Annotated in this window: 25 protein-coding genes; 6 read left to right on the top strand and 19 right to left on the bottom strand. The window is 63.0% G+C overall.

Going from position 1 to position 26,563, the window contains the following annotated elements; genetic code table 11:
* Nucleotides 1-2: 2 nt before the first annotated feature.
* The 11 genes from RAS12_RS23625 to gpmA form a co-directional block, all read right to left on the bottom strand.
* Nucleotides 3-806: an ABC transporter permease subunit gene (locus RAS12_RS23625; protein WP_306941971.1), complete on the bottom strand. Its 804-nt coding sequence runs from the start codon at nt 804-806 to the stop codon at nt 3-5.
* Nucleotides 806-1,978 (bottom strand): FMNH2-dependent alkanesulfonate monooxygenase, encoded by a 1,173-nt coding sequence (gene ssuD / locus RAS12_RS23620; RefSeq protein WP_306941969.1) that lies wholly within the window; start codon nt 1,976-1,978, stop codon nt 806-808. The genes RAS12_RS23625 and ssuD overlap by 1 nt, the downstream gene beginning before the upstream one ends.
* A 14-nt stretch (nt 1,979-1,992) precedes the next feature.
* On the bottom strand, nt 1,993-2,586 hold the full coding sequence (gene ssuE, locus RAS12_RS23615) for an NADPH-dependent FMN reductase (protein ID WP_306941967.1): 594 nt from the start codon (nt 2,584-2,586) through the stop codon (nt 1,993-1,995).
* A gap of 22 nt (nt 2,587-2,608) precedes the next feature.
* The gene (locus RAS12_RS23610) at nt 2,609-3,409 is read right to left on the bottom strand and encodes a MetQ/NlpA family ABC transporter substrate-binding protein (protein ID WP_306941964.1); all 801 of its coding nucleotides are present in this window, start codon (nt 3,407-3,409) and stop codon (nt 2,609-2,611) included.
* A gap of 656 nt (nt 3,410-4,065) precedes the next feature.
* A complete protein-coding gene (locus tag RAS12_RS23605) occupies nt 4,066-5,478 on the bottom strand; it encodes an FAD-binding oxidoreductase (RefSeq protein ID WP_306941962.1) in 1,413 nt (470 codons plus the stop codon).
* Complete coding sequence (locus RAS12_RS23600; RefSeq protein ID WP_306941960.1) at nt 5,475-6,194, bottom strand: FadR/GntR family transcriptional regulator; 720 nt, start codon at nt 6,192-6,194, stop codon at nt 5,475-5,477. Before RAS12_RS23600 ends, RAS12_RS23605 begins: the two co-directional genes overlap by 4 nt.
* A 108-nt stretch (nt 6,195-6,302) precedes the next feature.
* Nucleotides 6,303-7,514, bottom strand: coding sequence for a GGDEF domain-containing protein (locus tag RAS12_RS23595; RefSeq protein ID WP_306941959.1), 1,212 nt, complete (start codon nt 7,512-7,514; stop codon nt 6,303-6,305).
* A gap of 139 nt (nt 7,515-7,653) precedes the next feature.
* Nucleotides 7,654-8,409: a HesA/MoeB/ThiF family protein gene (locus RAS12_RS23590; RefSeq protein ID WP_306941958.1), complete on the bottom strand. Its 756-nt coding sequence runs from the start codon at nt 8,407-8,409 to the stop codon at nt 7,654-7,656.
* Complete coding sequence (locus RAS12_RS23585; protein WP_306941956.1) at nt 8,406-9,851, bottom strand: S41 family peptidase; 1,446 nt, start codon at nt 9,849-9,851, stop codon at nt 8,406-8,408. The genes RAS12_RS23590 and RAS12_RS23585 overlap by 4 nt, the downstream gene beginning before the upstream one ends.
* 90 nt (nt 9,852-9,941) lie before the next feature.
* Complete coding sequence (locus RAS12_RS23580) at nt 9,942-11,534, bottom strand: murein hydrolase activator EnvC family protein (RefSeq protein ID WP_306941954.1); 1,593 nt, start codon at nt 11,532-11,534, stop codon at nt 9,942-9,944.
* 7 nt (nt 11,535-11,541) lie between these two features.
* A complete protein-coding gene (gene gpmA, locus RAS12_RS23575; RefSeq protein ID WP_306941952.1) occupies nt 11,542-12,294 on the bottom strand; it encodes a 2,3-diphosphoglycerate-dependent phosphoglycerate mutase in 753 nt (250 codons plus the stop codon).
* A 206-nt stretch (nt 12,295-12,500) separates the two neighbouring features.
* Between gpmA and RAS12_RS23570 the strand changes: the two genes are divergently transcribed.
* Genes RAS12_RS23570 through RAS12_RS23550 form a run of 5 tightly spaced genes read left to right on the top strand, consistent with a single transcriptional unit; the run spans nt 12,501 to nt 15,937 of the window.
* Nucleotides 12,501-12,923: a rhodanese-like domain-containing protein gene (locus tag RAS12_RS23570; RefSeq protein WP_306941949.1), complete on the top strand. Its 423-nt coding sequence runs from the start codon at nt 12,501-12,503 to the stop codon at nt 12,921-12,923.
* A gap of 49 nt (nt 12,924-12,972) precedes the next feature.
* Nucleotides 12,973-13,230 carry a glutaredoxin 3 gene (grxC, locus tag RAS12_RS23565; RefSeq protein ID WP_006224674.1) on the top strand — a complete coding sequence of 86 codons (258 nt, stop codon included), beginning with the start codon at nt 12,973-12,975 and terminating at the stop codon, nt 13,228-13,230.
* A 40-nt stretch (nt 13,231-13,270) separates the two neighbouring features.
* On the top strand, nt 13,271-13,798 hold the full coding sequence (secB, locus tag RAS12_RS23560; protein WP_306941946.1) for a protein-export chaperone SecB: 528 nt from the start codon (nt 13,271-13,273) through the stop codon (nt 13,796-13,798).
* A gap of 15 nt (nt 13,799-13,813) precedes the next feature.
* Nucleotides 13,814-14,896 (top strand): NAD(P)H-dependent glycerol-3-phosphate dehydrogenase, encoded by a 1,083-nt coding sequence (locus RAS12_RS23555; RefSeq protein ID WP_306941944.1) that lies wholly within the window; start codon nt 13,814-13,816, stop codon nt 14,894-14,896.
* A gap of 48 nt (nt 14,897-14,944) precedes the next feature.
* A complete protein-coding gene (locus RAS12_RS23550; protein WP_306941942.1) occupies nt 14,945-15,937 on the top strand; it encodes a Bug family tripartite tricarboxylate transporter substrate binding protein in 993 nt (330 codons plus the stop codon).
* Nucleotides 15,938-16,041: 104 nt separating this feature from the next.
* Here the strand turns inward: RAS12_RS23550 and RAS12_RS23545 are convergent, their stop codons facing one another.
* A complete protein-coding gene (locus tag RAS12_RS23545; protein ID WP_306941940.1) occupies nt 16,042-16,512 on the bottom strand; it encodes a tRNA (cytidine(34)-2'-O)-methyltransferase in 471 nt (156 codons plus the stop codon).
* A gap of 135 nt (nt 16,513-16,647) precedes the next feature.
* A complete protein-coding gene (locus tag RAS12_RS23540) occupies nt 16,648-17,358 on the bottom strand; it encodes a ComFC family protein (protein WP_306941938.1) in 711 nt (236 codons plus the stop codon).
* Nucleotides 17,359-17,448: 90 nt separating this feature from the next.
* On the opposite strand from RAS12_RS23540, the gene RAS12_RS23535 reads away from it, so the two are divergent.
* On the top strand, nt 17,449-18,384 hold the full coding sequence (locus RAS12_RS23535) for a methyltransferase domain-containing protein (RefSeq protein ID WP_306941936.1): 936 nt from the start codon (nt 17,449-17,451) through the stop codon (nt 18,382-18,384).
* Between the two features lie 30 nt (nt 18,385-18,414).
* On the opposite strand, the gene RAS12_RS23530 is transcribed toward RAS12_RS23535, so the two are convergent.
* From RAS12_RS23530 to RAS12_RS23505, 6 genes are all read right to left on the bottom strand, one after another.
* Nucleotides 18,415-19,656: a YbdK family carboxylate-amine ligase gene (locus RAS12_RS23530; protein ID WP_306941934.1), complete on the bottom strand. Its 1,242-nt coding sequence runs from the start codon at nt 19,654-19,656 to the stop codon at nt 18,415-18,417.
* A 374-nt stretch (nt 19,657-20,030) separates the two neighbouring features.
* Nucleotides 20,031-21,500 (bottom strand): TrkH family potassium uptake protein, encoded by a 1,470-nt coding sequence (locus RAS12_RS23525; protein ID WP_306941933.1) that lies wholly within the window; start codon nt 21,498-21,500, stop codon nt 20,031-20,033.
* Nucleotides 21,501-21,553: 53 nt separating this feature from the next.
* Nucleotides 21,554-22,933 carry a Trk system potassium transporter TrkA gene (gene trkA, locus RAS12_RS23520; protein ID WP_306941931.1) on the bottom strand — a complete coding sequence of 460 codons (1,380 nt, stop codon included), beginning with the start codon at nt 22,931-22,933 and terminating at the stop codon, nt 21,554-21,556.
* On the bottom strand, nt 22,930-23,622 hold the full coding sequence (locus tag RAS12_RS23515) for a response regulator (RefSeq protein WP_306941929.1): 693 nt from the start codon (nt 23,620-23,622) through the stop codon (nt 22,930-22,932). Before RAS12_RS23515 ends, trkA begins: the two co-directional genes overlap by 4 nt.
* Nucleotides 23,623-23,633: 11 nt before the next feature.
* On the bottom strand, nt 23,634-25,964 hold the full coding sequence (locus tag RAS12_RS23510; protein WP_306941927.1) for a sensor histidine kinase: 2,331 nt from the start codon (nt 25,962-25,964) through the stop codon (nt 23,634-23,636).
* On the bottom strand, nt 25,961-26,551 hold the full coding sequence (locus RAS12_RS23505) for a DUF4390 domain-containing protein (RefSeq protein WP_306941925.1): 591 nt from the start codon (nt 26,549-26,551) through the stop codon (nt 25,961-25,963). Before RAS12_RS23505 ends, RAS12_RS23510 begins: the two co-directional genes overlap by 4 nt.
* Between the last annotated feature and the right edge of the window lie 12 nt (nt 26,552-26,563).

Genomic DNA, 26,563 nt, shown 5'->3' with positions numbered 1-26,563 from the left:
TCCTAATAAGCGCCAGCCCGCCGGACGGCAGGCGCCCAACGCAGCAGCCGGCGTGTCGACGCAGTGACCAGCACATCGGTGGCCTTGCCCAGCGCGACGTAAAGCAGAACGGCCAACAACGCCAGATCCGCCGGTGCAATATCACGCACACGTGTGGCCAAGCTGCCGATCCCGGATTGCGCGTCAAGCGCTTCAACGGCGATGATCAACCCCCACAACAGCGCCAGCGCAAAGCGCAGGCCAGAGAGCAACGAGGGCAAAGCGCCCGGCAACATCACATCGCGCAACAACGGCCACCCGGTCAATCCCGCTGCACGCGCCATTTCGATCAGGGCAGGATCGACCCCGCGTATGCCGTGCACCACGCCCAGGTAAACGGGAAAGAACACGCCAGCCGACAGCAATGTGAGCTTGGCGCCTTCCTGAACGCCTGCACCCAGCAACAAGAGAGGAATGAACGCCACGACCGTAACGTTGCCCAGCAACCGCAGCGCGGCGTCCAACACACCCGCCTGCGTTCGCGACAAGCCATTCAGCACGCCCAGCGCCAGCCCCAATCCACCGCCCACCAACAGCGCCACGACGGCGCGCAACAAGCTGATCTGAATCTGTACCCACAACTCGCCCGACGCCGCGACGGATTGCGCCGCCCGGGCGACTGCCGATGGAGACGAAAACAAGACCACGGGCAACCACCCGGCCTGCGACGCCCATTGCCACAGCCCCAGCAATGCCAGAGCTGCCAGCCAAGGCGTGAGCGCCGCACGCAGAAGGCGTTTACGGTCGGATTGGGCGGGCGCGGCCATCAGCTTGCCGATTCCTTCGGCACGAGTTCCGTCGCCATGACTTCGCCAAACGGTCCCGTCAGCACCGTGTTGCCAACCTGGCGCTGGCCCTTGCCGGGCAGCAACGGAAATACCAGCTCCGCAAAACGGTAGGACTCCTCCAGATGCGGATAACCAGAGAAGATAAAAGTGTCTATGCCCAGATCGGCATATTCCTGAATGCGCGCGGCCACCGTTTGCGGATCACCCACCAGAGCGGTGCCTGCACCGCCACGCACCAGCCCGACGCCTGCCCAAAGATTGGGTGAAATTTCCAGATGCGAGCGCCCGCCCTTGCCGTCACTCAACTTACCGCCGTGCAAGGCCGCCATGCGGCGTTGCCCTTCGGAGTCCATCTTGGCAAACGCTGCTTGCGCGGCGCGTACGGAGTCTTCGCTAAGGTGGCTGATCAGTTCGTCGGCCGCCGCCCAGGCAGCGTCTTCAGTTTCGCGAACGATGACGTGCAGCCGAATTCCAAAGCGCAACGTGCGCCCATGACGCGCCGCACGCGCGCGCACATCAGCGATCTTTTTGGCAACCGCGTCAGGCGGTTCGCCCCAGGTCAGATACACGTCCAGTTGTTCCGCGGCCAGCTCGTGCGCGGCTTCGGATGAGCCGCCAAAGTACAGCGGCGGATACGGCTTTTGCACGGGCGGATAGATCACCTTCCCGCCCTTGGACACCAGTTGCTCGCCTTCAAAACTGAAGCCTTCGGCCTGATGGCTGTTTTCCAGAATGCCGCGCCAGATCTTCAGATAATCGTCGGTGATGGCATAGCGTTCATCGTGGCTGACAAACACGCCGTCCCCTTCCAATTCACCCGGATCACCGCCCGTCACCACGTTAACCAGCAGACGGCCTTCGGACAGCCGGTCAAAGGTAGCGGCCATGCGCGCAGAGACCTGCGGCGAACTGACACCGGGGCGTATCGCCACCAGAAATTTCAGCTGGCGCGTGGCGCCGATCAGGCTGGATGCCACCACCCATGCGTCTTCGCAAGAGCGGCCCGTGGGCAACAGCACACCGTCATAACCCAGCGTGTCTGCCGCCACGGCAACCTGCCGGAAGTAGTCATAGCTCGCGGCGCGCGCGCCCTGGCTGGTGCCCAGGTAGCGCGAATCTCCATGCGTGGGAATAAACCAGAAAACGTCCATCAGCTCACTCCGAGTCAGACGCTGAAACCGCCCGCAAGCGCGAGCCGGCCCAGGTCAAAGGCTTCGTTGACGACAATGCCGCGGGGCAGCACCTGATCCGACAACCGGTCAACGGAGTCGTCCAGACGTTGGCGCACGTCATCATCGATATGAACCTGGCCATCGTCATCCACGCGCACCTGTGTGTCGGTGGCATAGACGCCAGCCAAGATGTGGCGCGCGCCAAGCGCAGACAGCACGGGTTTCAGCCCGTATTCCAACGCCAGCAAATGCGCGGGGCTTCCACCCGTTGCGATCGGAAGCACCACCTTCCCCGCCAGCGCCTTTTCATCCAGCAAATCCAGCACCGCTTTCAAGCCGCCAGAAAACGATGCCTTGTAGACCGGCGTCGAAATCAACACCGCGTCCGCACTGGACACACGCGCCCGCAATGCAGCCGCCGCCGCGCCGGTGTAATGGCCTTCGATCAATTCTTCGGAAGGAATATCGCGCAGCCCCAGCTCGCTGATATTCAGGCCACGCGCACGCAGCCGTTGTGCAGCATGCCGCAGCAACGCAGACGAACGGGACCGCTGAGACGGGCTACCCGCCAGGGTAATGATGCTCATGATGAGTCGCCGGTGACGCGCGTTAGAAGGCAGGAATCAGCGAACCCTTGAATTCCTTATCGATGTAGGCGCGCACCTCCGGCGACTGATACGCCGACACCAGCTTCTTCACCCACGGCTGATCACGATCCTTGGTGCGCACGGCGATCAAATTGGCATAGGGACCATCCGCCGCCTCACGCCCGATAGCATCGCGCGCGGGCACCAAACCCGCTTGTTCGGCATAGTCGTTATTGATCGAAGCCACCGTCAAATCATCCAGCGAACGCGGCAGCTGCGCGGCGTCCAGCGCTATCAGCTTGATCTTGCGCGGATTCGACACCACATCCAACGGCGTCGCGGTGTTCTTCGCCTCGGCCTCGGGCTTGAGCGTAATAATCTTGTACGCCGCCAGCAACCGCAGTGCGCGATTGCCGTTCGAAGGATCATTCTGAATACCTACCGACGCGCCTTCCGGCAAGTCGTTAAGCGACTTGATCTTGCGCGAGTAGTACCCCAACGGCGCCGTGACCGTCAGCCCAACAGGAACAATATCGAAGCCGCGCGCCTTGATCTGATTGTCCAGAAAAGGCTTGTGCTGAAAAGCATTGGCATCCAGATCCCCCGCATTCAACGCAGCATTGGGAAGCTGATAATCGTTGAACTTGACCAGCTTGATCGTCAACCCATCCCGGGCAGCAACCTTCTGCACCACATCAAATATCTTCTCGGCCGTACCCACCGAAATACCAACAGTGATGGTCGATTTATCTTCTGCATGCGCAGGCCCCGTGAAGGCAACAGAAAGCGCAGTGACGGCTAACAGGCGAAGCAGCGGTGACATGTTTGAATCCCGATATGAAACAGGTATGCAGGGATTCTGGCACCGCGAGAGGATGGCGAAAAATACTTAGTCGGTATGAAGATATGTCCTGAGGGTTGGTGTTTAGGCAAGTTATAAAGTTTGGGAAATATGCCCTAAAGCCCCAACCTTCACCAGAACCGATGGGCGGCGCGCAACAAGCCCGCACTCAAGCATAGATGCCCAACGCGCGCCGCCCATCGCTTTTCCCCACCAAGCGAGATCATCAGCAAGCCGCTATGCGCATGCGCGCAAGCGACCACCGCTACGACGCCCCCCAACGCGTAAGCCGATAGCGCGCCGCCCGGGCGGCCGCAGAGGCAGGCAACGTAAACCTCGTCAGTAACCAGCGCCCTGGCAGCGCACCGGCTTAAGACAGCGAGAGCCCCTCGACGCGGGCGACGTGGCTGCGAGCAACCTCGATGCGCCCGAGGGAATCTGAAGGTAGCCGAAGGCGGACGAAGATGACGAAGGGGGGGGCCGCCTAGGCAAGTCCGGAGCGAAGGCTCCGGACCGCAATCGTGGGCGCGAGCAGTCACGGCGCCCGCGGCGAGGGGCGGCCTACGAAGACCCCCAGCAGTGCCTACAAAGAACCAGCCCAGCCACGCCTACCCCCCCTGCACGCAGAAACCGCCCCCCTACAGCAACTTCCCCGGATTCATAATCCCGGCCGGGTCCATAACCCTCTTGATCTCCCGCATCAACCGTAACTCCACAGCATCCTTGCTATGCAAAAAATGCTCCCGCTTCAACTGCCCGATCCCGTGCTCCGCCGAGATACTCCCGCCATACCGGTTCACTTCATCCAGCACAGCATCCGTAATCGCCGCGCCATGCACCGATACCCAGTCGCGCTCCGCGCCAGCCGGCCGGGACAGGTTGTAATGCAGATTGCCATCGCCAAAATGGCCAAAGATAAACGGCCGCAAATCCGGATACAACGCACGAATGCGCGCCTCCGCCGACACCATGAAATCAGGAATGCGTTCAATCGGCAGCGACACATCGTGCTTCAAATGCGGACCATCGGCGCGTTGGGCTTCGGAGATTTCTTCCCGCAACTTCCATAACGTCTGCAACTGCGCCAACGACGCCGACACCGCCGCGTCCAGACACAACCCGCGTTCCAGCGCCGTGCCTATCACCGTTTCCAGCAACGTATTCAAACCAGCCTCGTCAGCCGTGTCAGCCAACTCAACCAGCACGTAAGCCGGATAACGCTGATCGAAAGGTTCTTGCACACCCTCGGCATGCTTAAGCACCAGATCCAGGCAATCGCCCGAGAAGTACTCAAACGCCTGAAGACGCGCCCCGCATTGTTCAAACAGGATTTCAAACAGCTGCAAGGCCTGCGCGGGCGACTCCACTGCGGTCAGCACCACCGAGCGCACATCGGTACGCGGGAACAGACGCAGCGCGACTGCCGTAATGACGCCCAGCGTGCCCTCCGAACCGATCAACAACTGCTTCAGGTCGTAGCCGGTATTGTCTTTGCGCAAGGTACGCAGGCCGTGAAAAATTTCACCCGTAGGCAGCACGGCTTCCAGGCCCAACACCAATTCGCGCGCCATGCCGTAACGCACCACATTCACGCCGCCCGCATTGGTAGCGACGTTGCCGCCAATCTGGCTGGAATCTTCCGCCGCCAGGCTCAGCGGCAGCAAACGCCCCGCGTCTTGCGCCGCACGGCGCAGATTGCCCAGGATGGCGCCGGCTTCCGCCACCATGGTGTTGGCCACGGTATCAATCGAACGCACGGCATTCATGCGATCCAGACTGAGCACCACGTTCGTGGCCCCGCCATCAGGCGTCGCGCCGCCACACAAACCGGTATTGCCCCCACGCGGCACCACAGGCACGCCAGCCGCCTGGCACAACGTCAGGCAGGTCGCCACTTCGGCGGTCGTGCGCGGACGAACTACCGCCTGTGCCTGCCCGTTGTACAAGCCCCGCCAATCGGACAACCACGGCGCAATATCGGCGCTGGCGGTGTAAACGGTGTCGGGGCCCAGAGCCTGGACCAAGCGTTGGGTAAAGTCGGATGCGCTCATGATGTCTGCGGTGCCGTGGGAAAGAGTAGATCGAGTTGCAGGCGGCTCGCCGCCTGCTTCAAATGGCGGATCGCCGCCTGACGGGCACGCTCGGGATGACGCGCTCGAATGGCTTCGAACAAGGCGACGTGCTCCTGGTGTACCGCTGCGCTCAGACCGTCTTGCTGACGGCTGTTGGCGCGCGCCGTGCTGACGGCTAGGCGGAGTTGCAGATTCAGGTACTGCAACAAATCCTGGTAGTAGCTGTTGTGTGTGGCTTGGGCTACGGCCAAGTGGAACGAGAGGTCCTGCTCGACCCCTTGCTCGGGATGCTCGAGGTGGGCTTCCAGATTGGCCAGCGCATGTGCCATGGCGCTCAGGTCATCCGCATTGCGGCGCACGGCTGCCAAGGCGGCGGCGCCCCCTTCCAGCTCCATGCGCAATTCGTACACGCTGGCCAGTTGTTCCCGGTTCACGGCTATGCCGGTGGAAACCTGAAAGCCTTGCGCACCCGTGCGCGCCAGCACCGTGCTGCCAGACCCCTGACGGCTCTGGATCAACCCCTGCGCACGCAGCCGCTCGGTGACTTCCCGGATCACGGCGGCGCTGACGCCAAAGCGTTCGGCCAGCACCCGGCCCGGAGGCAGCTTGGAGCCGACGGGATGCACGCCATCGGCAATGTCCGAGGCGATCTGGCGGGCTACCTGTTCGGTAAGCGTAAGGCTCTTGGTTAACATGCCGGAATTATAGGCAGATTTTTCAGGTTATCTGATAACTTTTGCCCAAAAAAAAGCCAGGTGTCTCTGGCAGATCGGCGGTTCCGGCCCGCCCAGCCACTCCGCCCATCAGGCCAGGGCGGCGGTGTCGGCTCCGCGGCTGTCCACCGCGGTATCCTCGGCCTCGGCCTCGGTCTCGTCCACGCCGGCAACGGCGCAGCAGCGTCCGCCTCGCGCCTTGGCGCGGTACAAGGCAGCGTCGGCAGAATCCAGGGCCGCCTGCGGGCTGCGATTGGCGCCCGACATGATCGAAATACCAATCGACAGCCCCACACTGACACGCGTGCCGTCAGCCAGGGTAATCGGCTGCGAGGCATCCCGCAGCAGGTGTTCTCCCAGCCGCAATGCGGAGGTTGCGTCGATACCGGTGACCAGCACAATGAATTCGTCGCCGCCGATGCGGGCAGCCACATCATCGACCCGCAACATGCTGCGCATGCGCTGGGCGATGGTGATCAGCACCTGATCCCCCGCGGCATGGCCGTAGGTATCGTTGATGCGCTTGAAATCGTCCATGTCCATGTACAGCAGCGCCGCGGCGCTGTCTTGCCCGCGTGCGCTGGAACACACGCGCTCCAACGCTGCTTGCAGACCGCTGCGGTTAGCCAGGCCGGTCAATGCGTCTTGACTGGCCCGGCGCTCGCTATCGCGTTCAGCCAACATGGTGGATACCAGGATGCGATTGAGCCGGTGAGAGGCGATGCTCATGCTGACCAGATAAAACGGAATCTGGATGAACACAATCGCAGTCACGTATTCGCCAGTGAACAGCGCGCCCAGGCACATCGGCCCCAGGCTCAGGAAGATCATGACGCCGACCAGGCGCGGCGCGCCATAGTTGCGAAAGCAGATGCCCCCGGCCATTGCGCCGCAGGACACACCGGCCAAGGTCGCGGCCAGCCAGTCGCCATTCAGGAAAGTGATGAACACACCGTAGCCCACGCTGAATGCCCAGAGCAGGGCCAACAGAATGTAGACATCAGTGTGGGTGTTGCCGCCCTTGGCCGCAGCGCGCAGGGCCGAACGCAGAATGGTGACCCGGATGATGGCCAGTACCAGTTCCAGCAACAGCCAAGAGATATACAGCGGCTCGGGGCGGCGCCAGGCGACCACACCCGAAATCATCAAGGTATTGATGACCCCGCCCGCAAAAATAGGCAGGGTGCCAAACAGGCTGGCAATCAGCGCCGCGCGGATATCCGCGGGCGTATCGTGCCCGGAATGCGTGAGCCAGCGCGTCAGGCGCCACTTAGGCAAGCTGAACTTCAGTCCTGTATCCACACTGTCACGTCCTTAGCCCTCTACCCGATTTACGTAGGCTGGCTGGCGTTATAGCAGGTATTTCACGCCTTTTATATTGTCCGCGAGGGCAATAAGGCCATTGTGTGAGAACAAATTTTCAGCTTGGCCCGCCTGGGCGTCAGTGTCCGCGATGTCCGCAGACCGCACATTCGGGGTCGCGCTGGACATTGACGCTGCGCCATTGCATGGTGCGTACATCCAGCCAAAGCAACCGGCCAGACAGGCTTTCGCCGATGCCAGACAGCAGTTTGAGCGCTTCGGCGGCCTGCATGCTGCCGATGATGCCGACCACGGGCGCGAACACGCCCATGGTGGCGCAATTGGCGTCTTCGACGTCGTCGGCTTCGGGAAACAGGCAGTGATAGCAAGGCGCGTTGTCGTCGCGCAGGTCGTATACGCTGACCTGGCCGTCAAAACGGATAGCGGCGCCCGATACCAGCGGCTTGCGATGCTGCACACAAGCGCGGTTGATGGCGTGGCGGGTAGTGAAATTATCGGTGCAGTCCAGCACCAGATCCGCTTGCGAGACGGCTTCGGACAAGGCTTCGTCCTTCAGCCGTTCAACACGGGCATGAACCCGGGTTTGCGGATTGAAGGCCGCGAGCATGTCGCGCCCGGACTCGGCCTTGGGCCGGCCCACGCTTGCCGTCGTATGGAGAATCTGGCGTTGCAGATTGCTGAGTTCGACGATGTCGTCGTCAGCCAGAGTGATGTCGCCCACCCCGGCAGTCGCCAGGTAGAGGGCTGCGGGTGAACCTAGTCCACCCGCCCCCACAATGAGCACACGCGCCGCCAGCAGTTTTTCCTGCCCTTCGATTCCCAGCTCGTCCAGCAGGATGTGGCGGGCGTAGCGCAGCAGTTGCTCGTCGTTCATTTGTCCTTGCTGGGCTCGACTCCGGTCGGCGTAATCTTCATGCGCTGGGCGGTGCCGCCACCGGGCTTGGCGTCAGCCTTGGCCTGTGCGCGGGCCGAACCCTTCTGGACCGGCTTGCCGGCCAGCACGTTCAGCGCCTGTTGCAGTTGGAAGTCGTCCTTGCCGCCAAACTCGAAGACCTTGGTCGGCACGTCCACGTTGTCTTGCGCCGAATTGGACTTCACTTCGTTGGAAGTTTCCGGGTTGGACAGGTGGCGTTGCAGATCGGCTTCGCGCGGCAGGCGGAACAGGTCGCCGTCGGCCGTATCGGCAACAACGAAGTCCGGCTCAATACCCGTGGCCTGAATGGAACGGCCGCTGGGCGTGAAGTAGCGCGACGTGGTCAGCTTGACCGCCGTGGTTTCGGACAGCGGCAGGATGACCTGCACAGAGCCCTTGCCAAACGTGCGATTGCCCAACACCTTGGCGCGCTTGTGATCTTGCAGCGCGCCGGCCACGATCTCGGAGGCCGAGGCCGAACCCACGTTCACCAGCACCACCATCGGCACGGTCTTGGTCCAGGCGGGCAAGCCCGACAGGTAGTTGCTTTCACCGCGGGCGTATTCCGACGGCGTGGCCAGGTACTTATGGCGGGCGTCAGGCGTACGGCCATCGGTGGACACCACCAGGGCGTCGGGCGGCAGGAACGCGCCGGACACGCCAATGGCGCTGGTCAAGAGACCGCCCGGATCGTTGCGCAAGTCCAGCACGAGGCCCTTGGGCGCTTCTTTCGCACCCAGCTCTTTCAGCTGCTTGGCCAGATCGGAACCGGTCTTTTCCTGGAATTGGGCGACACGAACGTAGCCGATGCCGTTGTCCAGCATCTTGCTGCGCACGCTACGCACCTTGATCACGTCGCGAACGATCTTCAGCACGATAGGCTGAGGGCGGTCGGCGCGCATGATGGTCAGCGTGATGGGCGACTTTGGCGCGCCACGCATCAGCTTGACCGCGTCGTTCAAGGTCATGCCTTTGGTGGGCGTATCGTCGATTTTGATGATCAGGTCACCGGCCATCACGCCTGCACGCGCAGCGGGCGTATCTTCGATCGGCGAAATCACCTTCACGAAGCCGTCTTCTGCGCCGACCTCGATGCCCAGGCCGCCAAACTCGCCTTGGGTGGCCGTCTGCATTTCACGAAATGCGTCGGCATCCAGGTAAGCGGAGTGCGGGTCCAGGTTGGAGACCATGCCGGAGATGGCATTGTCGATCAGCGTCTTGTCGTCAACCGACTCGACGTAGTTGTTCTTGATGGCCGCGAAAACATTGCTCAGTTGCCTGAGCTCGTCCAGGGGCAAGGGACTGCCGCGCTGAGCGACAGCAGTCACTCCAACGCTAAGCAATACGCCAGCCACCGCACCGATGGCAATCAGACCGAAACCGCGAAACTTGCGAGTGCCCATGCACACTTCCCGAATTTTGTTTTCGCCGATGGGGTTTGGTAATTTACCAACGGTTGTTTACCAACGACATGTATTGACCAACCACATGATCTACTGCGCCAGCCACTGGGCTGGGTCCACAGGAGCGCCACGATGGCGAATTTCAAAGTATAGGCCGGATTCCACTTGGCCGCCGGTTGCTCCTACCGTAGCAATAGTATCGCCACCTGTCACCGAATCTCCCACCCGTTTGAGCAGACTTTGGTTGTAAGCATAGACGGTCAGGTATTGCTGGCCATGATCCACAATGATGAGATTGCCAAAACCGCGTAGCCATTCGGCGTAAACCACGGTGCCCGGAGCTACCACCTTGACCGGGGTGCCCTCTGGCGCGCGCAGTACAACGCCCCGCCAGACACCGCCATCCGGGCGATCCACCCCGAAACGGCCTTGCACCTGCCCCCGGACCGGCATGGCCAGACCATGGCGCAATCCGTTGCCGCCGCCCAACGGAGCAGCGCGCGCGGGTTGGGAAGCGGATGCCGTGCGGGTTGGAGTGGTTTCGGGTTCGACTGGTTCCGCCTTTTTCGGCGGTTCCACGGTTTTTACCGGGGGGGGAGCTTCCGCCGGTCCGGTCAGACGGGTCTGCCTTTGGTCTGCCGGGCGTAATCCGGCGGCATCGGGGTCGGCCACCGCGACCGGACCGCGATTCTGGCGCGAGGCCGCTTCGACCTGTTCGCGCGCCTGGGCTGCTTCACGGGCATCGCGGGCATCGCGATCCCGGCGGGCTGCGCTATCGGCGGCGAGTTTGCGGTCGGCTTCGGCTTTCTTGCGGGCCTCTTCGGCGCGGCGTTCGGCCTCGGCGCGCTTCTTGGTTTCTTCAGCGGCGCGGCGGGCTTCTTCCACCCGTCGGGCCTCTTCCGCCTTCTTGCGCGCTTCTTCGGCACGGCGGGCGTCTTCGATCTGCTTGGCGATGGCCGTGTCCAGATCGGTGATCAGCCGCGACAGGCGCTGGTCGTCACGCCCCAGTTTGTTGGCTTCGGCGCGCTGGGCGGCAATTTGCCCTTCCAGCTGGGCAAGCAAGGTGGACCGCTCTTTTTGCTGTCCGATCAGGGCAGTTTTCTGCTCTGACGTTTCCGCCACGACTTTTTCAATCTCGGCTCGCCGGGCATCGGCCCGGCCCTGCAAAGCGGCCAGGCGGTCAATATCTGCCCGCAGCGCCTGCACGGCGCTGGCCCGAGCTTGGGATACGTAGTCCAGATAACCCAGGTTGCGCCCCAGCAGTTGGGGATCGTCGCCGGACAGCAGCGCCGTCCACGGCGACAGGCCGCTGGTGTATTGGGTACGCAGCTGATCGGCAAGCTCCACCCGGCGCTTGGCCAGCACGGTTTCTTGCACGCCGATCTGCTTTTCCAGGCCGGTCAGGTCCGTCTGCGCCTGGCGATTGGCGTCGGCCAGTTCCCGCAGGCGCAGATTGATCTTGGAAATAGAGGATTCCGACTGCTTGAGCGCGTCGGCCGCTTCCTTGCGGGCTGCCTCGCGGCCGTCGATATCCTTTTGCAGGTTCTCGATGCGGTCCCGCAAGGCGGCCTGCTGGCGTTCGGCGTCGGACTGGCGCCCGGCAAGGTCGTTGGGCGCAGCGCGAGCCGACAGCACCCCACCGGTCAACATGACCGCCAACAACACCCCTGCCGCGCGACGCATATAAATATCAGTCCTTCTTAGCCTTGCCTTGGGCTGCAACAGCAGCCATGGCCGCCTCGATCTCGGCGGCGTCGCCCAGATAATAGTGGCGGATGGGACGCAGGTCATCATCCAATTCATATACCAGCGGCTGGCCGGTAGGAATATTCAGATTGACGATGTCGTCATCCGACACATTATCCAAGTGCTTGATCAGGGCGCGCAGGCTGTTGCCGTGAGCGGCGACCAGCACCTTGCGGCCGGCACGGATGGCCGGGGCGATCGATTCATTCCAGAACGGCAGCACGCGGTCCACGGTGTCTTTCAGGCACTCGGTGGCGGGCAGCTGGTCTGCCGGAATCTTGGCGTAACGGCTGTCAAAGCGCGGATGACGCTCGTCGTTCAGATCCAGCGGCAACGGGGCGATGGCGTAGGCGCGGCGCCAGATCAGCACCTGCTCGTCACCGTACTTGGCAGCGGTTTCGGCCTTGTTCAGACCTTGCAGCGCGCCGTAATGGCGTTCATTCAGGCGCCAGTTCACGCCAATCGGGGTGTACATGGCGTCCATGGCATCCAGCGCGATCCACAAAGTGCGGATGGCGCGCTTGAGCAGGGACGAATAGGCCAGATCGAAGGTGTAGCCTTCTTTCTTCAGCAATTCGCCCGCACGGCGGGCCTGTTCACGGCCCGTATCGGTCAGATCGACATCAGTCCAGCCGGTGAAGCGGTTTTCCAGATTCCACTGGCTTTCGCCGTGGCGCATCAGAACAAGTTTATGCATGGTTTGGCACGCTGGCAGCGCGGGTTAAAGTTAGGGGATGGTTAAAGAATGCGCTCATTTTATAATTGAGTGATTTTGCCCTTGATTCTGCTCTGGCGCACCCGTCCATTTCCTGGACGCGGCAGCTTCGCGGCAGGCCAGGGGTTCGCCCATACCAGGCCTATACCGGCCCATAGCAGGCTCATCGTCACATTTCAGGATGCCCCGTGGATCTTTTGCAATTTTTGCTTGATAAAAACAACATCTTCATCGTCGCCGTCACGGTCATTTCCGGCGTGATGCTGGCAATCCCCGCGTTGCGCAAAGGCCGCAAGGGCTCGGCCATCAGCACGGGTGAAGCCATTCAAATGGTCAACCAGCGCAATGCCGTCTGGATCGACGTGCGCCCCACCGAACAGTTCCAAGCCGGTCACATCGCCCAGGCCCGCAGCGTGCCCGCCGCCGATCTGGAACAAAAAGCCGCCTCGCTGCCCAAGAACAAGCCGTTGATCGTAGTTTGCGACAATGGCCGTGATTCCGCCCGTGCCGCCACCAAGCTGCGCACGCAAGGTTTCGCTGACGCGGTTCCGCTGGAAGGCGGCATGCGCGCCTGGTCGGCCGCCAACCTGCCGGTCACCCAGAAGGGTTGAGCCGGGGTTGCGTCCCTACCTCTTTTCTTGAATTCCGCGAGGAGCGCCTATGAATAAAGTTGTCATGTACAGCAAGGACTATTGTCCCTATTGCGCCCGCGCCAAAGCACTGCTTGAGCAGCGCGGCGTGGCCGACCTGGAAATCATCCAGATCGACCGGGACCCGTCCCAACGCGATGTCATGATCGAACGCACCGGCCGGCGCACCGTGCCGCAAATCTTCATCGGCGATACCCACGTCGGCGGTTGCGACGACTTGATGGCCCTGGATCGCTCGGGTGGCTTGGCCCCCTTGCTCAACGGCTAATCGCCTTCCTTTTTTGCCCCTCCCACCAACGGAAACACTCATGGCTGATCAAGACCAAAACACCCAGCAAGAAGGCGGTAACGACGCGCCCTCGTTCAATCTGCAACGCGTCTACCTGAAAGACCTTTCGCTGGAAATGCCGAACGCGCCCCACGTCTTCCTGGAGCAAGAAGCGCCCCAGGTTGAAGTGAGCATCACCGTGGGCGGCCAGCGTCTGGCCGACACCGTGTTCGAAACCACGGTCACCGTCACCGTCACGACCCGCATCAGCGACAAGGTTGTGTACCTGGTTGAAGGCACGCAAGCTGGCATTTTCGAAGCATCCAACATCCCCGAAGATCAGCTTGATCCGCTTCTGGGCATTGTTTGCCCGACGATGCTGTACCCGTATCTGCGTGCCAACATCGCCGATGCCATCACCCGCACCTCGATGCCGCCGCTGCACCTGACGGAAGTCAACTTCCAAGCCCTGTACGAACAGCGCCTGGCTGAACTGCAACAGCAGCAAAGCGGCGCCAACGGCAGCGACTCGGGCATCATCCTGCCCCCCGGCGCGACTCGCCAGTAATAACGCCGCGCCCCGATGAACAAACCCGCTGAGCCGCGCATGCGCGTCGCCGTCTTGGGTGCGGGAAGTTGGGGCACCGCGTTGGCGGCGGCCTCCAGCCGCCGCCACTCCACCCTGCTTTGGGCGCGCGACGCCGCGCAGGCTGCCGATATGGCCGCCACGCAAGAGAACGCGCGCTACCTGCCCGGCATTGCTTTGCCTGCGGCACTGAAAATTTCCTCGGATCTCGACGCTACGCTGCGCAGCCTGCAAGACGAGGGCGCGCGGCGCCTGATCGTGCTGGGCGTGCCCGTGGCCGGACTGACGGCCATTTGCGGCGAACTATCGCGCCGCTTGCCCGCTCTGGGATTACAAGACACCCCCATCATCTGGACCTGCAAGGGCTTTGAAGCCGACACGGCCAGACTGCCTCACGAGATCATGCGCCAGGCGCTGCCTGGCGCTACCGGTGGCGCCTTGTCCGGACCGTCTTTCGCGCGCGAAGTCGCGCAGGGCCTGCCCGTGGCGCTTACCGTCGCCAGTACCAACACCGCGCTGCGTGACGCCACGACGGCCGCCTTCCATGGCGCGGCGCTGCGCGTGTACGCCAGCACCGATCTGGTCGGTGTGGAAGTCGGCGGCGCCTTGAAGAACGTGATCGCGGTGGCCTGTGGCATCTGTGACGGGCTGGCGCTGGGCACCAATGCCCGCGCCGCGCTGATTACTCGCGGACTCGCCGAGATGACCCGCTTTGGCGTGGCGCTGGGCGCGCAAGCCGAGACCTTTGCCGGCCTGACCGGACTTGGGGATCTGGTGCTGACCGCCACCGGCGAGCTCTCGCGCAACCGGCGCGTGGGCCTGGAAATCGGCGCCGGCCGCAAACTGCCCGACATTCTGGCCAGCGGCATTACTGCCGAAGGCGTGCGCTGCGCACGCGCGGCGCTGGAACGCGCCCGCGCCATCAATGTGGAATTGCCCATTACCGAAGCGGTCTGCGCCGTGCTGTTTGACGGCGTCGCGCCCATGACAGCGGTATCGGCCCTGTTGGCTCGCGACGCGCGATACGAAAGCGCGGACGCAGACGGCCACCTGGACGAATCGCTGGGCGGCAATCTTTAACCCACTCCTAAAACAAATCACCCGCACAACACCGAGGAGACATCCTTCATGACGCAAACCCGCAAGTTCCGGGTCGGCCCGCTGCTGCGCGGCCTGTGCCTGAGCCTGGCCGCCATTCTGCCCGCCGCCGCCCACGCCGACTGGCCCGATCACCCAATCCATATGGTCGTGCCCTTCCCCCCAGGATCGTCGCCCGACATCCTGGCGCGCACGATCGCGGAACCGCTGTCGCAAGCGCTGGGCCAGCCCATCGTCATCGACAACAAGCCGGGTGCAGGCGGCAACATTGGCACACGTGTCGTGTCGCAGGCCAAGCCCGACGGCTACACCCTGCTCTACACGATCAACGGTCCGCTGGTTACCGCACCCACGCTATATAAGAAGACGCTGGGCTACGACCCGCTGCGCGATCTGGCGCCGGTTTCCCTGGTGGGCACCAGCCCCAACGTGCTGGTCGTGCCGGGCAGCTTGCAGGTCGATAACGTCCAAGACTTCGTCAAGCTGGTCAAAAGCCGCGGCAATTCGCTGAATTACGGTTCGATCGGCCCGGGCAGTTCGGCGCATCTGGCCATGGAAATGTTCAAGGAAAGCGCAGGCGTGGACCTGGCGCACATCCCTTATTCCGGATTCCCGCAGGTCATCACCGCCATCATTGGCGGCGACGTGCAGGCCGGTTTCATGGTGCCGGCGATTGCCGTGCCTCAAGCCCGCGATGGCAAGGTCAAGCTGCTGGCCGTGACCAGTCTGCAACCCAGCGAAGCGCTGCCGGGCATCCCGACCATGGGGTCCCAGGGTTACCCCGATTTCGAGGCCATTTCGTGGAATGCCGTACTGGCCCCGGCTGGCACGCCCGCGCCCATCATCGAACGGCTCAATAGCGAGCTTGCGCGCGTCATCAACAGCGAAGCGGTGCGCAAACAGTTGGCGTTGCAGTACTTCACACCCGCCCCGTCCACGCCCGAAGCGCTGACAAGCCGCATCAAGAATGAGAAAGCGCGATGGGATCAGGTGATTGAAAAACTGAATCTGTCGCTGGATTAACGCAGTCGGCGGCACGCGTGCGGCTCAGGCCGCAGGCTCGCAGGACGGGTTCCGTGCGAGCCGTGCCGCGTTTCTTGCGGGCGGCCTTCCGCGCTGCCCTCGTCCTACGACCCGCCTTCGTAGCCTTGTTGACGCCAGGCTTCGAATACCGTCACCGCGACGGCGTTGGACAGGTTCAGGCTGCGCTGGCCAGCGCGCATCGGCAGGCGCAGGCGTTGCTGGGGCGGAAACATCGCCTGATGCTCGTCCGACAGCCCGGCCGTCTCCCGGCCAAACACAAACACATCGCCGGGCTTGAAGCCGATATCCGCCACGCTGCGTTGCGCGTGCGTGGTCAGCGCGTAGATGCTGGAGGGCGCGGCGCCCGTATCGTCCAGCGCCTCTTGCAAGGTATCGTGCACGCGCACGGGCTGCCACTCGTGGTAGTCCAGGCCCGCGCGGCGCATTCGGGCGTCGTCCAGTTCAAAACCCAAAGGGCGCACCAAGTGCAATTGCGCGCCCGTATTGGCGCACAGCCGGATGGCGTTGCCGGTATTGGGGGGAATCTCGGGGCAGACGAGGATGACGTGGAACATGGCGGATAAGGAGCAAAGACGGCTTGCGGCGCAAGGGTGGCCGCACTGGGGGGAATTGTCGCCGATTTAGCGCCGTGCCGCCCCGGCCGTCCCGTGCAGGTGTTCGGGCTCCGCCCCAACGCCAAGCACGCCTGATCAAGGTGTGCGCGCCACCACCAGCACGGTCACGCTGGCCGCGCCCGCCGCCAGCAAAGCGGTAGCCGCGGCCTGAACGGTACTGCCCGTCGTCATGACGTCATCGACCAACGCCACATGATGCCCTGCCACAGCCGCCGACGCCTGGAACAAGCCGACCGCGCCCCGCCGCCTGGCCTGGCGGTTCAGTGAGGACTGACGGGGGGTTTCACGGCGTCGCCGCAGCGCGTCACCCACCAGCGGCAACCCCAATTCCGCTGCCAGCCCCCGAGCGATCTCGCCCGCAGGATTCATGCCGCGCAAGCGCAACGACGCCCGGCTGGCGGGCACGGGCACCAGCACCGTGCCCGTAGGCAGCGCCCCGTCCCGCAACATCGCATCCGCCAGCACTCGGGCCAGCACCGGCGCCATACTGAGCCGTAGCTGAGTCTTCAGCATGCGGATCAAGGCGTCCGCCGGTGGCGCATAGTCAAATGCCGCAATCGTGCGCGCATAGGCGCGGGGCGCCCCAAGACAGGACGCGCAATGCGCGGCGCCCGCAGGCAAACGCAGAGCGCAGCGCCGGCAGCGGGCCTGCATACCGGGCGGCGTGCCGGTAATGTCGGTTGCACACCCCTGGCACAGCCTTGCCCCCGCTACACGGGCGCCGCACAAGGGGCACTCGCAGCCGATCCGGGACAGCCACCGCCGCCCCATGCTCAGTAGGGACAATCGGAACCTGCGGCCGGGATGCGCAATAATGTCTGCCATCCCTCATGAAACCATGCTCCGCCCCGCGGCGAAGTCGCGGGCGCGACCGAAATGTCCCTGCCAGAATCCGCAACGCCTCCTTCCCTGCCCATCGTAAGCGCCGATGTTCCCCGGCAATTCGCCCGCCGGGGCGACCTGTCGAATGCCCAATTTCTTTACGGCGAAGTGGCCCGCCGCATGCTGGGGCGCCTGCAATACATCCGTGTGCAGCCGCAAGCCATGCTGGACGCGGGCTGTGGCGCGGGCGACAACCTGCCGCTTTTGCGGGAACGTTATCCCGACGCCGCCTACACGGGGCTGGACAACTGTGAACCGCTGCTGGATTTGGCCAAAAAACGCCATGCGCCGGCGGGCTTGGGCGCCTGGATCGGCAAGCTGGCCCGGCGTGGACCTGCCGCGCCGGTTTTTGTGAACGGGGATCTGGCGCAAACAGGCTTGGCGCCCGAATCGCTGGAGCTGGTGTGGTCCAACCTGGCCATGCACTGGCACCGCGCGCCGCACGACGTGCTGGCGGAATGGCGCCGCATTCTGAAGGTGGGCGGGCTGGCGATGTTTTCCTGTTTGGGGCCAGCCACATTGCGCGAACTGCGCCAAGCCCTGACCGATGCGGGCTTGCGCACCGCCACGCCGTCCTTTGTGGACATGCATGACTTTGGCGATTTGCTGGTGGAAAACGGTTTTGCCGATCCGGTCATGGACCAGGAGCTTCTGACCTTGACCTACCGCAGCCCGGAAAAACTGCTGGAAGATGTGCGCGCACTGGGTGGCAACCCGGCTGAAGGGCGGCGCGGCGGGCTGGTCGGCCGCGAATGGCGCGCCCGTCTCTACGCCGCGCTGGAAGCCCAGCGCCGGCCTGACGGTCTGATACCTTTGAGTATTGAAGTTGCCTACGGCCATGCCTGGCGTGCCGCCGCACATCGCACCGTAGCCGGAGAAACCCGGCTGTCCATCAGTGCAATAGGTGGGCGGCACCGCGGGAACCCCTGATCCGGGGCCCCGCCGACCACGCATTCAAGGCTAGTGCAGGCGTTCCGGCAACGGGACGCTGACCCCGGGTTCAGACGCCGACAAGGGCTGCATCGGTTCAGAATTAGCCCGGATACGCCGGCGCAGCACTGCCGTCGGCTCCGCCGGAGCAGCAGCCTTGGACTCGCCGCGCCACGCTTGCGACATGGCCTCAACCACCAGCGGCAGATCGCGCAGGCGGTGAAACTGGCTGCGCAACCAGCGCGAATCATTGCCGCTGCGCACGGCATCGTCGCGCAAGGCGGCGATCATGTCACCCGTGCCCAGTTCTTCAGCCACCGGCATCAGACGCTGGAACAAATCGCGCAGGTGGTCGATCAGGCGCAGGCGCTTGCCATCGGGCGTGACATAGCTGCCCTGCAAGCCAAAGCGGCAGGCCTGGAAGTGGTTGCTGCGGTAGGACAGCCAGGCTTTGTCGCTAGGATCATCTTCGCGCATCAGCAGCACCGCCAAGGCTTGGGCAAACGCCGCAATCTGGCAGGCGCGCTCCACCGTCAACGGCGTATCGCAAACGCGGATTTCCACCGTGCCGAACTCCGGCTTGGGGCGGATATCCCAATACAGGTCCTTGATGCTTTCGGCCAGACCGTATTCACGCAATTGGGAAAGATGCGCCTCGAACTGATACCAGTCTTTGACCTCGGGCGGCATATGGCCGGCCAACGGGAAGCTGTTCACGGCATTCAGGCGCGAGCACGAAAACAGGGTGTCCACCCCTTCGCAATACGGCGACGAAGCCGACAGCGCAATAAAGTGGGGCACATAGGGGGACAGACGGCGCAGCAGCTTGATCGAGTCGTCGCCGCTCTTCACGCCTAAGTGGATGTGCTGGCCGAAAACCGTAAATTGACGCGCCAGGTAACCGTACATTTCGGCCAGGTACTGGAAGCGCGGGGTGTCCGAGATAGAACGCTCTTGCCAACGCATGAAGGGGTGGGCGCCGCCGCCAGCCACCGAAACACCAACAGCATCGGCGGCTTCGACAAGCGCGTCGCGCATTTCGCGCATTTCAACCAGCAGGCCCATCGGGTGCTCGTGCACCGAGGAATTCAGTTCAATCATGGACCGCGTAATTTCTGGTTTAACGCGGTCGGCAATGGGATGGTTGGCCATTTGGGCCAGCAGCTCGTCAGAGGCTGCGGTAAGGTCAAAACTGCGGGGGTCGATCAGTTGCAGCTCGAGTTCGATGCCCAATGTGTTGGGGGCCGACGAAATGAACGGGATCTGTTCCATCTCGGACTCCTTTGAATGTTTGATGAGGGGGTGCACCGTTCGACCTTGAAGCCCGGCAACTTCCCGGGGGGCACTAGACGGCGGCTTGTGAACGCATAATAGCCGCAGGTTTGTGGCAAAACGATTGAAAATCGTGACATTTGTGTGCAACATCGCGAAGCATCCGGTTTTGCCCTCTGAGAGAAAGTGAGCAAGCGCTTACAACTTAGAAACGGCGGGGCCCAGCGGCCCGCGACGCCCGGAATGGCAGTCTGGATGAGGCTTTCAGGATGGGGTGGGATAACCCTGATCAGGGTTATCCCTTATGAAAATGAGGGCTAGCGGCCCTTTTTGCTTGGATCGGCCCAAGGCAAAAGCGCCCGCTGCTTTCGGCCCTACTTGCGCCAGAAAATCGGCGTGAACAGCACCAGAACGGTCAGCAGCTCCAACCGGCCAATCAGCATCGCGAATGTGCAGACCCAGATCTGGAAATCGGACAGCACGGCGAAATTGCCCATCGGGCCAACCGGCCCCAGACCCGGGCCCGTGTTGTTGACGCTGGCGAAAACGGCCGAGAACGCCGTAATCGGGTCCAGGCCGGACAGCAGCAGCAAGCTCGTGAAGACGGCGATAGACAGCCCATAGAACAGCATGAAGGCCAGCACGGACGACATGGTCCGGGTTTCCACCGCGCGGCCGTTGATACGCACAGGGCTGACCGCATGCGGATGCAACATTGTTACCAGCTCGTTGCGGGCCTGCTTGACGAGCAGGATGGCCCGGATCATCTTGATCCCGCCGCCGGTGGAACCAGCAGACGTCGCAAATCCGGACAGCAACAACATGGTCAGGGGCGCAAACAATGGCCACTGCGCAAAGTCCGTGTTGGCGTAACCCGTCGTGGTCGCCATCGAGATCGTGTTGAACATGCCGTAGCGCAAGGCTTCCAGGGGCTCGGCATAGACCCCTTTCACGTACAGGAAGACGGAAATGACCAGCCCGACCCCCAGCACAATGACCAGATAAGGGATGGCTTCCGGACACCGCACATAGGCGCGGGGGCTACGCTGGCGGAACGCATTGAAGTGCGTGGCGAAGTTGATGCCGGCGATCAGCATGAACACCATGGCCACCATTTCAACGGCCACCGAATCGAAATGGGCGAACCCGTCGTCCCAGGTGGAAAAGCCGCCCAGCCCCATCGTGGTCGCCATGTGGCACCAGGCCTCGAACCAGGACAGCCCGGCCGCCCGATAAGCCAGAAAGCACAGGATCGAAAACACGAAATACACCGCGTACAACGCCTTGGCGGTACTGGCGATGCGCGGCGTCAGCCGTTCGTCCTTCATTGGCCCTGGCGTTTCCGCGCGCACAACCTGATGGCCGCCCACCCCCAGCAGGGGCAGAATCGCCACCGCCAGCACCAGAATCCCCATGCCGCCGATCCAGATCAGCGTGGCCCGCCACAGATTGATGGACGCGGGCAAGGCATCCAGGTTGGTCAGCACGGTGGCGCCGGTGGTCGTCAGGCCGGACATGGCTTCGAAGTAAGCGCCGGTGAAAGACAGCGGCAGCCCTGCTCCGTGGAAATACAGCAGCAGCGGAATGGCCGCCAGCAACGGCAGGCCGGCCCAGACAGCTGACACCAGCACAAACCCGTCACGCGCGCGCAGCTCGCAGCGGCTGCGCCGCGTCAACGCGGCCAACCCGCCCCCGATGCCGACTGAAATCAGGAAGCCGTTCAGGAAGGCTTGGCGCGCCGCATCGCCGCCCACATAGGCGACAACCAGGGGGATGAGCATGGTGAGCGCAAACATCACCATGGTCAGGCCCAGGATATAGAGGGTGCCCAGGACACGCTTCATGGGTGCCTATCGGGCGGCGCGAGGCCCGCGCCAAGGAAAATGGAGAGTGCGCATCAGAAAAAGGACGCCGACACTTGGAACAGTTTTTCCACCCGCGGCATTTGCCGGCGGGACGGCACAAAGACGATCACATGATCGTCTGTTTCAATCACGGTGTCGGCATCGGGCAGGATGATTTCGTCGCCCCGCACCAGCGCGCCAATACTGGCGCCCTTGGGCAGGCTGATCTGCCCCACGGGCCGGCCCACGACCTTGGAGGTGGAGCGGTCGCCGTGTGCAATGGCCTCAAGCGCCTCGGCCACGCCTTGGCGCAGGCGGTGCACGGCGGCGACGTCGCCGCGGCGCACGTGGCGCAGCAGTTCGCTCATCGTCGCTTGCGATGGAGACACCGCAATGTCGATATGGCTGCCTTGCATCAATTCGCCATAAGCCTGGCGGTTGATCAGCGCGATCACCTTGCGCGCGCCCAGACGCTTGGCCAGCAGCGACGACATGATGTTGTCTTCGTCGTCGCTGGTCAGGGCCAGCCACGTGTCCATGTCTTCAATGTTCTCGCGTTCCAGCAAGGCCTCGTCGGTGCCGCTGCCATGCAGGACCAGCACGCTGTCGGGCAACTGGGTCGCCAGGTATTCGCAGCGCTTCAAGTCGCGCTCGATGATGCGGACGCTGTACTTCTCTTCGGCCAGTTGGCGCGCCAGACGCAGGCCGATATTGCCGCCGCCTGCGATCATTACGCGGCGCACGGCCCGCTCGGCCTCGCGCAACTGACGCACGGCCCGGCGCGCATCGCGCGAGTCCACTACCAGCACGACCTCGTCGCCAGGCGCAATCACCGTGCCGCTACCCGCGCGCAAGGGGCGTCCGCCGCGCAGCACATCGACCACCCGCGCTTTGACGTCGGGCCAGACATCGCGCAGTTTGTCGACGGGGGAATGCGCCATCGGGCTGCCATGGCCTACGCGCACGGTCACTACGCACACGCGCCCTTCGGCGAATTCCACCACCTGCAAGGCTTCTGGGAATTCGATCAGGCTGTGCAGATAGGTCGTGACGCTGCGTTCGGGGCTGATCAGCGCATCAATGCAAAAGCCGTCTTCGCTCATGAGTTCCGGATGCTCGGGAAACTCGGCGGAACGAATCCGGGCAATGCGGCGCGGAACGTTGAACAGCTGGCGGGCGATCTTGCACGCCACCATATTGGCGGTGTCGGACGCCGCACAGGCGATGAACAGATCGGTATCGCCCGCGCCAGCGGATTCCAGCACAGACACCTGCGAGCCGTCGCCATGGACGACGCGCAGGTCAAAGTGTTCTTGCAGGTATTGCAGCTGAACGGGGTCCGAATCGATCACGGTGATGTCGTTTTCTTCGGACACCAGGTTTTCGGCCACGCTGGTGCCTACGCGGCCAGCGCCCATGATCAGGATTTTCATGTGCTGCGCTTGCGCGCCGACTCGATGCCCAATTGCTTGAGCTTGCGATAGAGGTGGGTGCGTTCCAGCCCGGTGCGCTCAGACACACGCGTCATGCTGTGGCTTTCTCGAACCAGGTGGTATTCAAAATAGATGCGCTCGAACTCGTCGCGGGCTTCGCGCAGCGGCTGATCCAGCGAAATGCTGCCCAATTGGCCGTTGGACGCAACCGGGACTTCATTGGCGGGCGCCGTTGCCAGAACCGGGGGGTCCAGCTCGTCTTCCAGCGCCACCGTGGCGTTGGCGGCAGCCGGATGCGTGGCGGCGGGTGCCGGATGCGGAGCGCGTCCGCGTGCCAGACCCGCTGCGACGGTCTTCAAGAGACGCTGCAGCGTGATGGGCTTTTCCAGGAAATCCATGGCGCCGATGCGAGTGGCCTCGACCGCCGTATCAATGGTGGCGTGACCGCTCATCATGATCACAGCCATGTCGAGCAGGCCTTGCGAGCCCCACTCTTTCAGCAAACTTACGCCATCAGTGTCCGGCATCCATATGTCCAGCAACACTAGATCAGGACGCATGCGAAGACGCGCGGCGCGCGCTTGCGCCGCGTTTTCGGCCAGTTCGACCGTGTGTCCTTCGTCGTAAAGGATTTCTGACAAAAGCTCGCGTATACCGACTTCGTCGTCAACCACCAGAATTCTGGCCATAAAGCATCCACCTATTGCGTAGCCGCATTATCCTTTTCTTGCGCGGTCGCGTCCATAGTGTCTGTCCCGGGAGCCAATCGGGTCAACAAGATGGAAATCCGCGCGCCTCCTTCCTTGCGGTTGGCAAGGTCGATACGTCCGCCATGCTCTTCCACAATCTTGCGTACGATCGCCAATCCTAACCCAGTCCCGTGGGACTTGGTGGTTACGTAGGGCTCGAACGCGCGCTGCATCACCTGCGCGGGAAAGCCCGGGCCGGTGTCTGCAACGGTAAATCGTAATGCCTGGTGGTCGGCCCGGTCGGGCTGTTCGCTGCGCATGAGTTGGGTCGTCACGCTGACCCGCCCTTGCCCGCCCTGCTCGGCAATCGCGTCACGCGCATTGGACATCAGGTTATGGATCACCTGACGCAGCTGAGTGGGATCACCTTCGATTTCAGGCAGATCCTGGCCCAGCGATACATCCAGATTCATCGCTTTTTCGGTCTGGCGGGCCGCCGCGCCCTGCGGCGCGCCGCCATCGGGTTCCCAGCCATACAGCGACAGCACGTCAGCCACCAACGCATTGAAATCGATGCGCTGCATGACGGCGGGCGGGGTCCGGGCGTATTCGCGGAAGTCGTCCACCATCTGCTTGAGCGAAGCCACCTGATTGACGATTGTGTTGGTGGAGCGCACGACAATCTGGGCTTCGGCCGGAGGCAGCTTGCCTTCAAGCTTCATGGCCAGACGCTCGGCCGACAGCTGGATCGGGGTCAGCGGGTTCTTGATTTCGTGCGCCAGCCGGCGGGCGACCTCGCCCCAGGCAACGGTCCGGTTGGCCGAAATCACCTCGGTGATGTCGTCAAACACGACCAGATAACCATTGCCGCGGCCGTCTACGCGCAGATGGGTGCCGCGGGCCAGCAAAGTCAGGGGCTGCGGCGCGGTAGGCGCATCGCCTTGGGCCGGGCCGATCTCGAATTGCTGCTGCCAGTGCTGGCGCTCGGAACCGACGGCAGCGTGCGTGGAAAACGCCTGACGGACGATGTTGGCAAATTCCAGCATCCCATCCACGGTTTCCAGCGGACGCCCGATGACCGAACGCAGGTCCGCCCCCAGAATGGTCTGCGCCCCCTGGTTGACGGTGGTGACGCGGAACGATTCGTCGAACACCAGCACGCCGGATGACAGATTGGACAGCACGCTTTCCAGATACACGTTGGATCGTTCCAACTGCTGGCGATTGCTTTCCACCATGCGCCGAGCTTCATCCAGCTGACGTGTCATGGCGTTGAAAGAGCGGGTGAGCTGGCCGACCTCATCGCGCTCGGGCGGTTCGGGCAGCGGCCGGTAGTCGCCCACGCCCACGGCCTGCGTGCCACCGGCCAGACTCAGCAGCGGACGCACCAGACGTTTGGACAAGGACAAGGCCACGGCGATGGCGCCGAAAGCGGCCAGCAGCAGGGCCAGCGTCAGCGTGATGCCATAGAGTTTGCGCAGGCCCAGCCGGGACAGCGCCAATTCTTGATAGTCCCGAAAACCCTGTTGCACCAGATTGGCGTTGTGCGCGATCTGTTCGGGCACAGGCTGGAGCAGCTGCAACCAGCGCGGCTCGGATGCCGTGCCCAGCAAGTTGTCGTAGCGGTCAGGCCCAGTCAGCGGGATCACCACACGCAGATGCAGCCCGCCCTCGGCGCCAGCCGTGACGGGATCATCGGCTTCCGCTGCGGAATACCCGCGCGCCAGACGCAGCTGATTCATCACGGTCGAGGGCGGCATGGCGGGCAACAATTGCCCATACTGGCTGGTGGAAAATGCCACCATGCGCCCGCTACCCGTGAACACCATGGCTTCCTGCACGCCGTTGGCCTCACGCAGCCGGGTCAATGCAAGCGTCACGCCACTATCCGAGTTGCGATTAAGCTCCGCGGCCATCGAGCGCGCGCGCGCATCCAGATCGGCCAGAAGAGAATCCAGCGCCGCCCGGCCCAAGTTCAAACCCGCTTCCAGCGCCGTATCCACGCGCACGTTGAACCACGACTCAATAGAGCGCGACATGAACTGCACTGATACGGTGTAGATCAGGGCGCCCGGCACCACGCCAATCAGCGCGAATGCCAGGGAAAACCGCGCCGTCAGCCGGGCGCCAAACTGCCGCCGCCGGATCTGCCTGGCGAGCCGGACCGTCAGCGCCACCACCCAGACAAAGAGCGCCAGCGCGAAAATGCCGTTCAGGACCAGCAGCGTGTCGTAGTAGCGCGCAAAGCGCGAGGCATTGCCCGTGGACCATGCCAGCAATCCCAGCAATGCCAGGCCGCTGACCGCACCCACCATCAGCGCCAGCCGAAGCAACAGCCTCATGAGGGATCTTTCTCCTTGTCGCTCAGCATGAACGAGAAGTCCGTCCAGGGAGTGCCCTGCGCCCACGAGCTGCTATTTAAGGCATTGACCTGAAATGGCCGGGGCAAAAGAGAGGTGTCCAGGCGCAGGCGCAGTTGGCCGCCGTACAACACCCCTTGGTCGAAGTCGCCCGCATCGGCCACGGGCCAGTTGCGGATATGCCGGATGACGCTCATGGCGTCGTCCAGCGACGCCACGGGAAAGGACAGTTCGCCCACGCCGGCGCGCCATTGCCGGGTCAGCGCGTTGTAAACGACGCGCCAGGTGCGCGAGGTATCCACCAAAGATTTGTCGAACCACCACCAGCGCTCACGCGTCATCGTGAGATCTGCTGTGAAATAGAGCGGGACGCCGCGTTGGGCAGCGTCCCGAAGCTGTTGATTCAGCTCGAATTCGATGTCGGCGTCGATCTCGAGTTTGCCGTTGCGAACCGCCGGGTCCACTCGCGTGACCTTCGGTTCAGCCCCATATGCGTCGCCGCCTGGCACAAACAGAAGCGAGGCAGATACCAGCAACAACCCAAGAAATAAGCGCGAAATAATGGACATACGACACCGAAA

Source organism: Achromobacter seleniivolatilans (assembly GCF_030864005.1).
Taxonomy (GTDB): Bacteria; Pseudomonadota; Gammaproteobacteria; order Burkholderiales; family Burkholderiaceae_B; genus Achromobacter; species Achromobacter seleniivolatilans.
This window is presented reverse-complemented; position numbering and strand designations above follow the sequence as displayed.